This window comes from Micromonospora gifhornensis, from assembly GCF_016863515.1.
GTDB classification, from domain to species: Bacteria; Actinomycetota; Actinomycetes; order Mycobacteriales; family Micromonosporaceae; genus Micromonospora; species Micromonospora gifhornensis.
The window spans coordinates 130,415-144,583 of record NZ_BOPA01000016.1; the positions used below are offsets into that span (position 1 = coordinate 130,415).

Annotated in this window: 13 protein-coding genes; 11 read left to right on the plus strand and 2 right to left on the minus strand. The window is 71.7% G+C overall.

Going from position 1 to position 14,169, the window contains the following annotated elements; genetic code table 11:
* The first annotated feature begins 8 nt into the window (after positions 1–8).
* Positions 9–1,178 carry a GNAT family N-acetyltransferase gene (locus tag Vgi01_RS11080; RefSeq protein ID WP_102656155.1) on the plus strand — a complete coding sequence of 390 codons (1,170 nt, stop codon included), beginning with the start codon at positions 9–11 and terminating at the stop codon, positions 1,176–1,178.
* A 55-nt stretch (positions 1,179–1,233) separates the two neighbouring features.
* On the opposite strand, the gene Vgi01_RS11085 is transcribed toward Vgi01_RS11080, so the two are convergent.
* The gene (locus tag Vgi01_RS11085) at positions 1,234–1,932 is read right to left on the minus strand and encodes a hypothetical protein (protein WP_102656087.1); all 699 of its coding nucleotides are present in this window, start codon (positions 1,930–1,932) and stop codon (positions 1,234–1,236) included.
* A gap of 253 nt (positions 1,933–2,185) precedes the next feature.
* On the opposite strand from Vgi01_RS11085, the gene Vgi01_RS11090 reads away from it, so the two are divergent.
* The 4 genes from Vgi01_RS11090 (at position 2,186) to Vgi01_RS11105 (ending at position 6,059) form a co-directional block, all read left to right on the plus strand.
* Entirely contained in the window at positions 2,186–2,917 is a 732-nt protein-coding gene (locus Vgi01_RS11090; protein WP_102656086.1) for an SDR family oxidoreductase, read from the plus strand.
* 156 nt (positions 2,918–3,073) lie between these two features.
* Positions 3,074–3,853 carry an aspartate racemase/maleate isomerase family protein gene (locus tag Vgi01_RS11095; RefSeq protein ID WP_204290943.1) on the plus strand — a complete coding sequence of 260 codons (780 nt, stop codon included), beginning with the start codon at positions 3,074–3,076 and terminating at the stop codon, positions 3,851–3,853.
* Between the two features lie 2 nt (positions 3,854–3,855).
* On the plus strand, positions 3,856–5,055 hold the full coding sequence (locus Vgi01_RS11100) for an FAD-dependent oxidoreductase (RefSeq protein ID WP_204290944.1): 1,200 nt from the start codon (positions 3,856–3,858) through the stop codon (positions 5,053–5,055).
* A gap of 92 nt (positions 5,056–5,147) precedes the next feature.
* Positions 5,148–6,059: an IclR family transcriptional regulator gene (locus Vgi01_RS11105; RefSeq protein ID WP_239088896.1), complete on the plus strand. Its 912-nt coding sequence runs from the start codon at positions 5,148–5,150 to the stop codon at positions 6,057–6,059.
* Here Vgi01_RS11105 and Vgi01_RS11110 read toward each other — a convergent pair.
* The gene (locus Vgi01_RS11110; RefSeq protein WP_204290946.1) at positions 5,990–6,610 is read right to left on the minus strand and encodes a cysteine hydrolase family protein; all 621 of its coding nucleotides are present in this window, start codon (positions 6,608–6,610) and stop codon (positions 5,990–5,992) included. The genes Vgi01_RS11105 and Vgi01_RS11110 overlap by 70 nt on opposite strands.
* 173 nt (positions 6,611–6,783) lie before the next feature.
* Between Vgi01_RS11110 and Vgi01_RS11115 the strand changes: the two genes are divergently transcribed.
* The 6 genes from Vgi01_RS11115 (at position 6,784) to Vgi01_RS11140 (ending at position 14,080) form a co-directional block, all read left to right on the plus strand.
* Positions 6,784–7,578: an ABC transporter ATP-binding protein gene (locus tag Vgi01_RS11115; protein ID WP_013733879.1), complete on the plus strand. Its 795-nt coding sequence runs from the start codon at positions 6,784–6,786 to the stop codon at positions 7,576–7,578.
* A 21-nt stretch (positions 7,579–7,599) separates the two neighbouring features.
* Positions 7,600–8,472, plus strand: a complete 873-nt coding sequence (locus Vgi01_RS11120; protein ID WP_102656154.1) for an ABC transporter permease — start codon at positions 7,600–7,602, stop codon at positions 8,470–8,472.
* 132 nt (positions 8,473–8,604) lie between these two features.
* On the plus strand, positions 8,605–9,678 hold the full coding sequence (locus tag Vgi01_RS11125) for an ABC transporter substrate-binding protein (RefSeq protein WP_102656081.1): 1,074 nt from the start codon (positions 8,605–8,607) through the stop codon (positions 9,676–9,678).
* Positions 9,675–11,411, plus strand: coding sequence for a thiamine pyrophosphate-dependent enzyme (locus Vgi01_RS11130; protein WP_204290947.1), 1,737 nt, complete (start codon positions 9,675–9,677; stop codon positions 11,409–11,411). The genes Vgi01_RS11125 and Vgi01_RS11130 overlap by 4 nt, the downstream gene beginning before the upstream one ends.
* Positions 11,404–12,828: an aldehyde dehydrogenase family protein gene (locus tag Vgi01_RS11135; RefSeq protein WP_102656079.1), complete on the plus strand. Its 1,425-nt coding sequence runs from the start codon at positions 11,404–11,406 to the stop codon at positions 12,826–12,828. Before Vgi01_RS11130 ends, Vgi01_RS11135 begins: the two co-directional genes overlap by 8 nt.
* A complete protein-coding gene (locus tag Vgi01_RS11140; protein WP_158244825.1) occupies positions 12,815–14,080 on the plus strand; it encodes an MFS transporter in 1,266 nt (421 codons plus the stop codon). Before Vgi01_RS11135 ends, Vgi01_RS11140 begins: the two co-directional genes overlap by 14 nt.
* Positions 14,081–14,169: the final 89 nt, after the last annotated feature.

Here is a 14,169-nt window from a genome sequence, read left to right on the forward strand (position 1 = left end):
CCGTGCAACTGACCATCCGCGAACTCACCGCAGACGACCTGCCCGCCGCCTGGCAGTTGGGCCGACTCACCTTCGGCTCCGACCCGCAGCCACCCCCGCAGCCCGCCGCTGCACCCGCCGGACGCACCAGCTACGGCGCCCTCGACCCGGCCGGCACCCTTGTCGGCAAGGCCGTCGACCTGCACGACGAGCAGTGGTGGACCGGCCGGGCCGTGCCCGCCGCCGACGTCGCCGGGGTCGCCATCGCCCCCGAGGCACGCGGCACCGGCATCGCCCGAGCACTGCTGCGCGCCCTGCTGCGGGGCGCCCACGAACGCGGCGCCGCCGTCAGCACCCTCTTCGCCACCACCAGCGGCCCTTACCGCGCCCTCGGCTGGGACGTCACGGGACACCTGCGCACCCTCGACCTGCCCACCACCGCGCTACCCCGACACCGGCCGGCACCGCACCTCGTCGTACGCGCCGGCACCCCCGCCGACCTACCGGCCACCGTCGACCTGTACCGCCGCGTCGCCGCACACCGCAACGGCCTGCTCACCCGCACCCACCCCCGGTTCGCCGCCGGCGACGAACTGCCCTACGACGGGCTCACCCTCGTCGAACACGACGGCACCCTGGTCGGCTACGCCGGCTGGAACCGTGGCCGTGGCTACGGCCCCGACGCCGTACTGACCGTCGAGGACGCCCTCGCCACCACCGCCGACGCCGCCCGCGCCCTCATCGGCGTCCTCGCCAGCTGGCACAGCGTCACCCCCACGGTGCGGCTCACGCCACTGACCGGCGACGCGATCAGCGCGCACCTGCCCCTCGAACGCGCCAGCGAACACGAACGCGACACCTGGATGCACCGTCCCGTCGACATCGTCCGCGCCGTCGAGGCCCGCGGCTGGCCCGCCCACGTCCGCGGACAGGTCACCTTCAGCCTCACCGACGAACTCGCCGACTGGAACACCGGCACCTGGCAGCTCACCGTCGCCGACGGCCAGGCCCAGCTGCGCCGCAGCAGCAGCGACACCGACCTGCACCTGACCGTACGGGGGTTCGCCCGCCTCTACACGGCCACCGCCACCGCCCGCACCCTCGCCGAAGCCGGCCTCCTGCAGCACCGCACACCCGACCCCGGCGCTCTGGACCTGCTCGCCGCCGGCCCACCCGCCCAGGCCCTCGACTCCTTCTGACAAACGAGCGTGGGGCCCGGGGCGTCGACCCCGGACCCCACGGCACCGACTCCGGTCAGCTGGCCTCGCGCAACTCCGCCAGCCGGGCCTCGATCTCGGCCAGCTCGGCCCGCAGCTTCTCCGCCTGCCGTTCGGCCTCGGCGCGTTCCGCCGCCAGGATCTGCTCCACCGCCTCGTGCACCCCCGGCACGTCCACCAGGGCCACCATCCGCAGCGCCTCCGCCGGCTTCACCACGTACGGCTTCGCCAACGCCTTCGCGCCCTGCTGGGCGGCCACCGTCCACTCGCCCTCGGCGTACGCCAACGTCACCGTCAACCCTGCCGGGCCCTTCGGCTTCGCCGCCTTCACCGCCCGCCGGGCCGGCTTCGCCTCCGCTGCCTCCACCTTCGACTCCTCCCGCACCTTCGGCTCCTCCCGACGCGGCTGCGGCACCTGGTCCAACACGAACTCCGGCTCCGCGGCCACCGGCTCGGCCGGGGCAGCCTCCACCTTCGACTCGGCCGGTCGGCGACCCGCACCTCGCGGCGCCATCGCCACATCTGCGGGGGAGAAGGGCAACTCGTCGCGCCCGAAGCGCACCACCACGAACTCGTCGGACACCGACGGATCGGTCAACTCGACGACCTGACCCAACTGCCCGGCGATCTGACCCGCCGCCGCCGTGAACACCACCTTCGGCTTACGGCCCGCGGCCAGCGCCTCCCGGATGCCACGAACCTCGTCATCGGACAAACCCTGGTCAGCGGCACCCATCACACGACCTCTCCCTCGTACACGTGTTCAATCGCCTGCCTTGATACCAGTCGCCGCCGACAACCCGAAGATCAGCCCCCACGCCCGGGCCGCACGCGTGGCCACCCGGCCGCCGGGTGCCGGGTGCCGGGTGCCGGCATCGAATCACGAATCGGTGATGCACCCGGTCGTGTGCTGCGCCACATCACGCTGCCCACCGCATCGACCGTCACGGTAACGTCGCCGCCACCGGTCGGGACAGGGGAGACAGTCAATGACACCACCGGTCACCGTCATCACCGGCGGCAGCCGTGGCATCGGGGCCGCCACCGCCCGACGCCTCGCCGCCGCCGGCCACCATCTCGCCCTCGGCTACCGCCGCGACCACGCCACCGCCGAGGCCGTCGCCACCGAACTGCGCGCCACCGGCGTACGCGTCGTCGCCGTACCCGCCGACACCCGCGACCCCGACCAGGTCAGCGCCCTGTTCGACGCCGCCGCCGCGCTCGGCCCCGTCACCGGGCTGGTCAACAACGCCGGCATCACCAGCCCGATCGGCCCCTTCACCGACCTGCGCGTCGACGACCTGCGGGAGGTCGTCGACGTCAACCTCGTCGGCTACGTGCTCTGCGCCCAACAGGCCGCGCACCGGATGACCGATGGCGCGGCCATCGTCAACATCTCCTCCGTCGCCGCCACCCTCGGCAGCCCCGGGGAGTACGTGCACTACGCCGCCGTCAAGGCCGCCACCGACGCCCTGACCATTGGCCTGGCCAAGGAACTCGCACCCCGGGGCATCCGGGTCAACGCCGTCGCCCCCGGCATCATCCGCACCGACATCCACGCCCTGTCCGGCCAACCGGACCGGCCCGACCGCGCCGCCGCCCGCATTCCGCTGGGCCGCCCCGGCGAACCCGACGAGGTCGCCGCCGCCGTCGCCTGGCTGTTGAGCCCGGACGCCTCCTACACCACCGGCGCCGTCCTGCGCGTCGGTGGCGGCCTCTGACCCGGACCGGTTCAGCACGTCCTGCCTGGTCGCGCCGTGTCATCGGCCGCTGCGGGAGCGGTCACGAACGGGTTGACCCGATCCCACCCCAGCCCCTATCGTTCCAGTACGTAGAACGGCGTACGGCTCAGTCGAACGATTTGGTAGGTGTGGGTGATGGAGAAAGCACTGGGCATCATCGTCCCACCGGCCAACCCGACGGTGGAGCCTGAGCTGCGCCGGCTGCTGCCGCTGCGCGTCCGCTACCACGTGGCGCGCCTGCCGGTCGTGGACGGCCCGCTGGCACAGCGGCTGGACCGGTACGCCGAACTGCTGTCCGAGACCGCCGCCACCCTGCACGGCCTGGACCTGGCGGCCACCTACGTCGCCTGCACCGGCTGCTACTACCGGCCGGGGCACACCGACGCGCACCGCACCGACGACGCGGCGACGCAGCGACTCGGCACGCCGGTGTTCGGTGCCGCGAGCGCGGTGCGGCAGCTGCTCGACCGACTCGGCGTACGCTCGCTGACCCTGGTCTCGCCGTACCCGGACTGGCTCACCGAGCAGGCGGCGGCGTTCTGGCGCACCACCGGCCGTACGGTCGGTGCGCCGGTGCGGGTGCCCGGCACGGGCGCCATCTACGACCTGACCTCGACCACCGTGCGCGACACCGTCCGGCAGGTGCTGCAGGCCGACGGGTTCCCGCCCGGGCATGCGGTGCTGTTGACCGGCACCGGCGCGCCCAGCCTGGACGTGCTCGACGAGGTCCTGCCGACCGCACCCGTGCCGGTGCTCTCGTCGAACCTGGCCGGCGCCTGGCAGCTGCTGGAGACCGCCGGCGCGACCGACCTGGCGGGCGAGTCGCCGAGCCCGGCGCTGCGGCAGTTGGCCGCGCTCGTGGCGCACACCTCGATGACCGGAGTCGTCGGCGACATCGCCGGCGGGAAGGAGTGAACGTGGCGTCACCCAGCCACCCCGTACAAGCACCTGTCGTCGTCCTCGGCGGCGGACCCGTCGGCATGGTGACGGCTCTGGCCCTGGCCCGACGCGACATCCCGGTGATCGTCCTGGAACGCGGTCAGGACGAGGTGCAGTCGGAGTGGCGGGGCTCGACCGTCCACCCGCCGACCACCGAGCTGCTCGACGAACTGGATCTGGCCGCGCCGATGCTCGCCGAAGCGGTCCGGGTGCACCGGCTGGACTACCGCGACCTGGAGCTGACCGAGACGGCCCGCTTTCCCTACGAACTGCTGGAAGGCGAGACCCGTTACCCGTTCCGTCTGCAGTTCGAGCAGTACAAGCTGGTCCGGCTGCTGCGCCAGGCCGTCGCGCAGGACCCGAACGTGGACATCCGGTTCGGACACGAGGTGGTCGGGCTGCGCCAGGACGACACCCAGGTCACCCTGGACGTCGCCGTGGACGGCACCCGCACCGCGGTGACCTGCCGTTGGGTGGTTGCCGCCGACGGCGCGCACAGCACCGCCCGCAAGCTGCTGGAGGTGCCGTTCCCCGGCTTCACGTACCCGACGATGAGTCTGGTCGTGGCCACCCCGTTCCGGTTCGAGGACGCGGTGCCCGACCTCGGCGCGGTCGGCTACTGGTCCGGCCCCCGGGGCCGCTTCTCGCTGATCCGGACCCCGGACATCTGGCGGGCGGCGCTGTCGACCGGGACCGGGGTCGACGACGAGCCGCCGTCGGGCACCCACCCGGACTTCCTGGCCGCCGTCGCGCTGCTGCTGGGTGATCGGCCGGACGCCGGTGAGCTGCCGCTGAGCCAGCACCAGATGTACCGCAGCCACCAGCGGCTGGCGGCCTCCTTCCGGATCGGTCGGGTGCTGCTGGCCGGCGACGCCGCCCACCTGAGCAGCACCACCGGCGGGATGGGACTGAACTCCGGGATCCACGACGCGGTGGCGGTCGCCGCCGCCCTGGCCGAACCCGACCAGGACGCGGCCACCGCGGCGTACGCGCAACGCCGCCGGTCGATCGCCGAGCAGTTCGTCCAGCCGACCACGACGGAGAACCGCACCTCGGCCGACGGCGTCGAACTGGCCGGCCGCCGCGAACGGTTGATCCGCCTGCGGACGCTCGCCGAAAATCCCAAGGACGCCAAAGAGTATCTACGTCGTGTCAGTATGCTCGGCATCCAGCACTAGACGCCGGGCGCTCGCGGCGGCCCGGACGGGCCGCCGCCGTCGTACGGCAGGTGTCAGCACAGTCAGGGCCGAATGGGGGATCAGCGGTGCCGGTGATTGAACCAGCGGACGGTCACCGCTACACGACAAGCGGCCTCGGTCGCGCGTTGGCCGTGATCGACCTGCTCGCCGAACGCAGCCCGGACATGGTCGGAGTGTCCACTGTCGCGCGTGAGCTGGATCTGCCCAAGGCGGTGGCCCACCGCATCCTCAAGGAACTGACCGCCAACCAGTTCGTCACCTTCGACGAAGGCACCCGGCGGTACCGGCTGGGGGCCGGCGCCCTGGCGGTCGGTCTGGCCGCGCTGCGCGCCATCGACGTCCAGGCCGTCACCAACCGCCACATGCGCCGGTTGACGGAGGCCACCGGGGAGACCGCGACCCTGTCGATGCGGCAGGGCTGGGTACGGGTCTACACCGACCAGGTGCTCTCGCCGCACGAGATCCGGATGTCGGTCACGCTCGGTTCCCGACATTCGTTGCTCGCCGGGTCGTCGTCCAAGGCGATCCTGGCGGCGCTGCCCGACGCCGAGGTGGCCGAGTATCTCGCCGACCACGAGTTGGTGGCGCTCACGCCGGCCACCATCACCTCGGTGGAGCACCTCTGGGCCGACCTGCGGCAGGTCCGTGAGCAGGGCTACGCGGTCAGCCAGGGTGAGCGGCAGGCCGGTGCGGCGAGCGTGGCGGCGGCGATCCGCCTCGCCTCGGGTGAGGTCTACGGTTCGTTGTCGCTGTGCGGGCCCCAGAACCGCTTCTCGCCGCGCCTGCTGGCCGAGTACGGCGACCTGGTGGCCGATGCGGCCCGCCAGGTCAGCGCGGAGCTGGGCTACCAGCCGGCCGCCGCCGGTGCCCCGGCGGAGCCGGAGCAGGGCGACCGCAGGCGCGTGACGCGCCGTCAGGCGGCAAGGCCCGCCGCGGACCAGTCCGAGAGCAGCTCGGCCGAGGTCGTGGTCTCGCAGAAGTAGAACCCGAGGTTGCGGATCGCCGCCTCGGCGAGGTCCGCGCGGGTCCAGCCGACCAGGTCGGTCGGCATCGTGGTGGCCAGATCGGCCATGTACGCGTCCCGGATGGTGGAGTCCACGCAGACGTTGGCTGCCGTCCCGACCACCACCACGTGGTCGCGTCCGTGCGCGCGCAGCAGGTTGTGCAGGGGTGTGCCGACGAAGGCGCTGTAGCGGGTCTTCTCCAGGTGACAGTCGCCCGGCTCGGGCCGCAGCCCGTCGGCGAGTTCGGCACCCCAGGAGCCCGCGGCGCAGACGCTGAGCGGGCTGCGTCCCATCGCCTCGGCCCGCGCCCGCCGGGCCGGTGAGACGAGCTGTTCGTGGGCGGCCTGCCGCACCCAGACGACCAGGCAGCCGGCGTCGCGTGCGCGGTCAAGGAAATTCGGCAGCCGACCGGCCAGAGCGGCGTTGACCTGCACGTCGGCGCCGAGGGCCGCCATCGCGCCGGCGGGGGAGCAGAAGTCGTTCTGCATGTCGATGACCAGCACCGCAGTGCGTTGCGCCGGATGTTTCATGGCATTAACTCCCGACTTGGGGGATTGGTATGGAACCAGTGGCGCCGAGTCAGGCCCCCCGGACCATTGACCTTGCCGCCGAACATAGCTTACGTTCGCACCAACAGAACGGCGTACTGCACAAGCGAACAATCTCGCGATAATCGCGAGCCCGGCGGGCGACAGGGGTGGCCATGAGTGCGATCAAAGTGGAGGGCGTCAGCAAGGTTTTCGCCGGCGCTGGCGGGCAGTCGATGCTCGCGCTGAGCGACGTCTCGCTCGACATCGCCGACGGCGAGTTCGTCGTGCTGCTCGGCCCCTCCGGCTGCGGCAAGACCACCCTGCTACGGATCATCGGTCAGTTGGAGAGCCCCACCGTCGGGCGGGTCCGCCTCGACCACGGCGACCGACCGGAGCGCGCCGACCGGCCGCTGGGCTTCGTCTTCCAGGAGGCGACGCTGATGCCGTGGCGCACGACCGGCGCCAACGTCGCCCTGCCGCTGGAGATGGCCGGCATGGGTCGGCGGGAACGCACCGAGAAGGTCCGCGAGATGCTGACCCTCGTCGGGCTGCCCGAGGCGGAGAACAAGCTCCCGCACCAACTCTCCGGCGGCATGCGGCAGCGGGTCTCCATCGCCCGTGCGCTCGCGCACGACCCGCAGGTGTTGCTGATGGACGAACCCTTCGGCGCCCTGGACGCGCAGACCCGCGACATGATGAACGTGGAGTTGCAGCGCATCTGGCTGGAGAACCGCAAGACGGTCGTCTTCGTGACCCACTCCGTCTCCGAGGCGGTGTTCCTGGCCGACCGGATCGTGATGCTGGGGACCAAGCCCGGCCACATCCACTCCATCACCGAGGTGACGCTGCCCCGGCCGCGGACCATCGACATGACCGAGTCCGCCGAGTTCCGCCACCTCACCGCCGAACTGCGTCGTCAGATCGGCGAGGTGCAGGACACCGAAGCCCGACCCGCCGTCTCGGCCTGACCCGTACTCGAGGTGTCGCACGTGACCACTACAGACCAGCGCCCCTCGGCGCCGACATCGCCCTCCGGACAGCTCCTGCGGCCCCCGCCACCGACCTGGTCGCAGCGACTGCGCAACAACCGCTGGCTGTCCTTCTACACCAGCCCACTGCTGATCGCGTTGTTCCTGCTGGCCTGGAAGCTCTACGTCGAGATCACGGACCTGTCCCGGTTCGTGCTGCCGCCACCGGAGGCGGTGTTCAGCTCGTTCATCGAGCAGATCACCGACCCGTTCGTGTGGCAGACCCACATCTGGACGACCTTCTACGAGGTCATGATGGGCCTGGCGCTGGCGATCGTGCTGGGCGTCGGACTCGGCCTGCTGATCGGCAAGTCACCGCTGTTCGACCGGATCGCCCGGCCGTTCATCGTCGGCACCCAGGTGGTGCCGAAGGTCGCGCTGGTGCCGCTGTTCATCCTCTGGCTCGGCTTCGGTCCGTCGTCCAAGGTGGTCATGGCGGCCCTGCTGGCCTTCTTCCCGCTGCTGATCAACACCTCGTTCGGCATCCGCTCGGTGCCCGGCTCCATGCACGACCTGATGACGACGTTGAAGGCGTCGCGCTGGGAGCGGTTCTGGCGCGCCGACCTGCCGTACACGATGCCCTTCATCCTGGCCGGCATGGAACTGGCGGTCGTGCAGGCCACCATCGGCGCGATCGTCGGTGAGTACCTCGGCGGCGACAAGGGCCTCGGCCGGTACGCGGTCAACCTGCAGAACGGCCTCCAGGTCGACAAGCTGTTCGGCGCGATCCTGATCATGGCGTTGTTCGGCTTCACCCTCTACAGCATCGTCACCGGCGCCCGTCGCCTGCTGATTCCCTGGCACGAGTCGGTGCAGCCGCGACGCACGCCCTGACGGGCCGTACCCTCTCTCACCCCCACGCAGATCCACGGTCGGCGCCGCGACGCGGCGCGGGCGGACCTCTCCTTGCCTTCATCCCCCTCACCCCCCCCCATCCAGCAACTTCCTCGGCACCGGGAGCTTCTCGTGAAAAATGACCGTTCCATCGGCGCGCCGGTCTCGCGGCGCTCGTTCCTCCGGCTCGGCGCCACCGCAGGGCTGCTGCTGCCCAGCGCCGGCGGCATGACCCTGCTGCTCAGCGGCTGCGGCAGCGACGACAACAAGGTCAACGCCGACGGCAGCATCTCCGGCACGTACATGGCCGCGTCCAGCCTGACGCTGAGCTACGTGGAGACCATGGTCGCCAAGGAGCGCGGCTACTTCGCCGAGTACGGCCTGGACATGGAGATCAAGGGTGGCCAGGGCACCGCCACCGCCATCCAGGCGGTGCTCGGTGGCTCGGCCGACCTGACCCGGGCCAACGGCATCAACGCGGTCATCGCGGTGGCCAACGAGCAGGCCCCGCTGGTCAGCATCGCCAGCCTGCGGCAGAAGTCGCAGTTCGAGGTCGTCTCCATGCCCGACAAGGCGATCCGCAACCCGGCCCAGCTGGCCGGGCGCACCTGCGGCATCGTCTCCACCGGTGGCGCCACCGAGAACCTGCTCGACGTCATGCTGATCAACGCCGGCGTCGACCCGAAGACGGTGAAGCGTCCGGTCACCGGTGTCGGCACCGCCGCGTACGAGCTGGCCCGCAAGGGCGAGGTCGACGCCTGGATCTGCGTCAACACCGACCGCGCCACCATCCAGAAGGACATCGGCGAGGTCGTCTTCTTCAGCACCGACGACTTCGCCCCGATGCCGTCGGACTCGTACAACACCAGCCTCAAGATGATCGAGTCGGACAGCGAGATGCCGGTGAAGTTCCTCGCCGGTGTGCTCAAGGCCATCGAGTACGCCAGCAAGGAAGAGAACTGGGACCAGGTCATCGAAGACCTGCGCAAGTACAACCCGGAGGCCAACCCGGCCCAGGCCCGCGCCGAGCTGCCGCTGCTGGTGGAGAGCTGGCTGGCCGCCGGCCCGGACAAGGTCCTGCAGATGAACGAGCAGACCTGGCTGTCCGGCCAGGAGAGCCTGATCAAGGCCGGCCTGGTCAAGTCCGCGGCACCGATCGAGAAGCTGATCTACAAGGACTACCTCGATCGCGCGAGGAACCTGTGACCAGCGGCCCGGCCGCTGCCAGCGCCGCGGCGGCGGTGCTGGCAGCGGCGGCGGCCAGCGGCGTGCAGCGGCTGTGGTTCAACAGCGGTTCCGAGCTGACGTCGTTCCAGGAAGCCAACGCGCAGGCCCGCCACCACGGCCGGCCGACCCCGGAACTCATCACCTGCCCGCACGAGCACGTGGCGCTCACCGCCGCGATGGGCGAAACCATGGTCACCGGGCGACCCGCCATGACCGCGGCCCACGCCGACCTCGGTCTGCTGCACCACGGCGGCGCCATCCACAACGCGATGTGGGGCGACCACCCCATCATGATCATGTCGGGTTATCCGCCCACCCGCGCCGAGGCACGCACCTCACCGGTGTTCTGGAAGCAGCAGCGCTGGGACCAGGGCTCGATCGTCCGGCAGTACGTCAAGTGGGACTACAAGCTGTCCGCCCTCGACGACGCCGGCCTGGTGGTGGCGCGCGGCCTGCAGGTCGCGCTCGCCCCCCGACCCGGCCCCGTCTACCTGGCGATGCCCGAGGAGGTGGGCCGGCACCCGGTGCCGGCCGACGGCCCGACCCCCAGCGCCCAGAGGCTCGGCATTCCGCGGCTCGGCCCCGGCGACCCCGACGTGGTCAGCGAGGTGGCCCGCCGACTGACCACCGCCCGGCGGCCGGTCGTCGTCACCGACCGGGTCGGCGTGAACCCGCAGGCCGTCGCGCTGCTGGCCGACCTGGCCGACACCCTCGGTGTGCAGGTGCGCGCCTCCCGCTACCGGATGAACCTGCCGGACGACAACCCGTGGCACACCACCGATCCGCTGGACCAGTTCGACGTCATCGTCGTGCTGGACCACCCGGTGCCGTGGATGCCCGCCGTGGAACGGCCGCGCGACGACGCGTGGATCGGCTGGGTGGGACCCGACCCGATCGAGAGCCGGGTACCGCTCTACGAACTGCGTGCCGACGCCCGTACCACCGCCGATCCGGCGGCGTTCCTGGCCGCGGTGCTCGCCGAGGTGGGCTCTGCCGGGCCGGGTGACGCCGACAGCATCCGGCGACGCCGGCAACACCCGCCCGCTGCCAGGGCGCGGCGGGCGACCGACGGCGGGGCGGCGGCGAGCGGCGTACCCACGCCGGCTCTGATCGCCGCGGCGCTGGACCGGCATCTGCGCCCCGACGACCTGCTGACCTGGGAGGTGTTCGACACCGCCACGGTCAGCCGGACGAAGCCGGGCACCCTGTTCGAGAAGGGCGGGTCCAGCCTCGGCTGGTCGGTGGCGGCGGCGACCGGCGCCAGCATCGCCGCCGGCGGCGCGCACGCGGTGGCGGTGACCGGGGACGGCTCGTACCTGTTCGGCTCCCCGGACTCGTGCCTGTGGTTGCAGCAGCAGTGCGACGCCCCGGTGGTCACCGTGGTGGTCAACAACGGCGGCTACCGCACCGGCACGACCACGCTTGCCGCGCACTACCCGGGCGGTCTGGCGGTCACCGAACCCACGGTGCTCGGCGGCCACCTCACCCCGTCGCCGGACTTCGCGGCCCACGCCCGATCCCAGGGCTGCTACGGCGAACGGGTGGTCGCCGCGGCCGACCTGGCCGCCGCCCTGGACCGGGCCCGCACCGCCGTCGAGCGTGACCGGGTGCCGGCCGTGCTGGACGTCTGGGTGCCCGAACACCTCACCGGGTCGATGGATCCGGGACGCCGGGCGCGCACCCCGGCTGACGAAGGGAACACCGATGGTTGATGTCGTCTCGCCCATCGACGCGCAGGTCCTGGCCCGCGTCGCACCGACCGCGCCGGCCGACGTGGACGCCGCCGTCCGGGCAGCCCGCGCCGCCCAGCCGGCCTGGGCCCGGCGTACCGGCAGTGAGCGGGCGCGGGTTCTGCACGCGATCGCCGACCTCATCGAGGCCCAGGTCGACGACCTGGCCGAGACCGAGACCCGCAACACCGGCAAGATCCTCAGCGACACCCGGCGTGAGGTACGCCGGGCGGCTGGCAGCTTCCGCTACTACGCGGGCTGGGCGGAGCAGGTACGCGGGGAGACCATCCCGGTCGGGCCCGAGTACCACACGTACACGGTGCCGGAGCCGCACGGTGTGGTCGCCGGGGTCATCCCGTGGAACGTGCCGTTCTTCTTCGCCGCCAAGAAGATCGCCCCGGCGCTCGCCTTCGGCAACGCCTGTCTGCTCAAGCCGGCCGAGGAGACGCCGTTGACCGCCCTGCGGTTGGGTGAGCTGCTGGCCGAGGCGGGCATTCCGCAGGGGTTGGTGCAGGTGCTGCCGGGCGGCCGGGAGACCGGTGCGACACTGGTGTCGCATCCGGGCGTCGACCTGATCGTGTTCACCGGGCACCACGACACCGGAAAGGCGATCGCCCGCGCGGCGGCGGAGAACCTGACCCCGATCGCGTTGGAGTTGGGCGGCAAGTCGCCGCAGGTCGTCTTCCCCGACGCCGACCTGGACCGGGCGGTCGACGCCGTGGTGCTGGGGGTATTCGCCTCCTGCGGTCAGATGTGCATCGCCGGTTCGCGGCTGGTGTTGCACGAGTCCATCTACGACGAGGTCCTCGACCGGGTGGCCGCGCGGGTGCGCACGTTGCAGGTGGGTGACCCGTTCGACGAGCGGACCGACCTCGGCCCGCAGATCACCGCGGCGCAGCGGGACAAGACGGCGGCGTTCATCGCCGAGACCCGCGGCGCCGGCCGGCTGGTCGCGCAGGCCGCGCTGCCCGACGACGAGCGGCTGCGGGACGGCTTCTACGTGCCGCCGACCGTGTTCGACCGGCTCGACGAGGGCGCCCGCGTGCTGCGCGAGGAGGTCTTCGGGCCGGTGCTGGCGGTGTCGTCGTTCCGCGACGACGCCGAGGCGCTGCGGCTGGCCGACGACACCCAGTTCGGTCTCGCCGCCGGTGTCTGGACCGCCGACATCGCCCGGGCGCACCGTTTCGCCGGGCAGGTACGCGCCGGCACGGTGTGGATCAACACGTACCGGGTGTTGTCGGACCTGGTGCCGTTCGGTGGGGTCGGCCTGTCCGGTTACGGCCGGGAGAACGGCACTGAGGCGGCCCGGCTCTACCTGCGCCCCAAGTCGGTGTGGACCTCGCTGGCCGGCGGTATCCCGCAGGGGTACGGAATGGGAGGCGCTGGTGCGTCAGGCTGACCGCCCGGCCGATGCACCGGCCGACGTGCCAGCCGACGACGAGGTGGGACGCGGCGGTCTCGCGTTGCTGCGGGACCGCCGCTTCGGTCCGTACTTCTTCGGGTCGCTGGCGTCCAACACCGGTACGTGGTTCCAGAACGTCGCGGCGATCCTGACCATCTTCGCGCTGACCCGTTCGGCGTTCATGGTGGGTCTGGTCACCGCCCTGCAGTTCGCCATGCAGTTGGTCCTCGCCCCGGTGATCGGGGCGGTGGCCGACCGGGCCGACCGGCGGCTGCTGATCATCGTGGGGCAGACGTTGGGCGGTACCGCCGCCGCCGTGCTCGCGGTGCTGGCGTTCCTGGACGCGTTGAACCCGTGGCTGCTGCTCACCTTCGTCGGACTGTCCGGGGTGGGTCAGGCGGTCACCGGTCCGGCCGCGCAGGCGCTGGTGCCCAACATCGTCGGCCGCGCCGACGTCGCCCAGGCGATCGCCCTGCACTCGTTGACCTTCAACCTGTCCCGCGCCATCGGCCCGGTCGCCGGTGCGGCCACCTACGCGGTCGCGGGCGCCGGTACCGCGTTCGCCGTCAACGCCGCCAGCTTCCTGGTGTTCGCGGTGGCGTTGGCCGGCGTACGGCTGCCCCGGCCCGCCGAGGGGGCCCGCCGCAGCGGCGGGCTCGGCGTCTTCGACGGCCTGGCCTATGTGCGTCGCCGTCCGGTGTTGCTGCGTTGCCTGGTGGCGGTGGCCCTGATCGGGCTGGCCATGGAACCGATCAACACGCTGTCGCCGCTGTTCGCCGAGGGTTTCGGCGGCGGTGAGCTACTGGTGGGCATCTTCATCACCTTCTTCGGCATCGGTTCGGCGTTGATCGCCGGCTGGGTCGGCAAGCTGCGCCGCACGATGGGCAGTGGCCGTACGGGTGCGTGGGGGGTGCTCGCCCTGGGCGCCGGGATGGTGGTGCTGGCGGTCAGTCCCGGACCGGTGGTCGCCACCGTCGGCATCGCCGTCGGTGGCGCCGGTTACCTGCTCGCGGTCAGCGACGTCAACGCCACCATGCAGCAGGGCCTGGCCGACGCGGTACGCGGCCGGGTGATGGCCCTGTGGTCGATGTGTTTTCTCGGCATCCGGCCGGGTGCGGCGATGCTGCACGGCTGGCTGGGTGACACGTTCTCGGCACGTACCGGCGCGTTCGTGGCCGCCGTGTCTGCGCTGCTCGCGGCGGTGGTGCTGCGGGGCCGGTCGACCTGGCGTCGACCGGGCCAGGGGTGAGAGGCCGCGTTGACCCCGTACCTGATCGCGGACTATTCTGCTGAGCGAAACACCGTTCGCTTGAAGCGAACGAAATGGATAGGGGAGGC

Coding starts and splice junctions, on each gene's coding strand:
- Vgi01_RS11085 (WP_102656087.1), bottom strand. CDS start 1,932: ATGGGTGCCGCTGACCAGGGTTTGTCCGATGACGAGGTTCGTGGCATC.
- Vgi01_RS11090 (WP_102656086.1), top strand. CDS start 2,186: ATGACACCACCGGTCACCGTCATCACCGGCGGCAGCCGTGGCATCGGG.
- Vgi01_RS11095 (WP_204290943.1), top strand. CDS start 3,074: ATGGAGAAAGCACTGGGCATCATCGTCCCACCGGCCAACCCGACGGTG.
- Vgi01_RS11110 (WP_204290946.1), bottom strand. CDS start 6,610: ATGAAACATCCGGCGCAACGCACTGCGGTGCTGGTCATCGACATGCAG.
- Vgi01_RS11115 (WP_013733879.1), top strand. CDS start 6,784: ATGAGTGCGATCAAAGTGGAGGGCGTCAGCAAGGTTTTCGCCGGCGCT.
- Vgi01_RS11135 (WP_102656079.1), top strand. CDS start 11,404: ATGGTTGATGTCGTCTCGCCCATCGACGCGCAGGTCCTGGCCCGCGTC.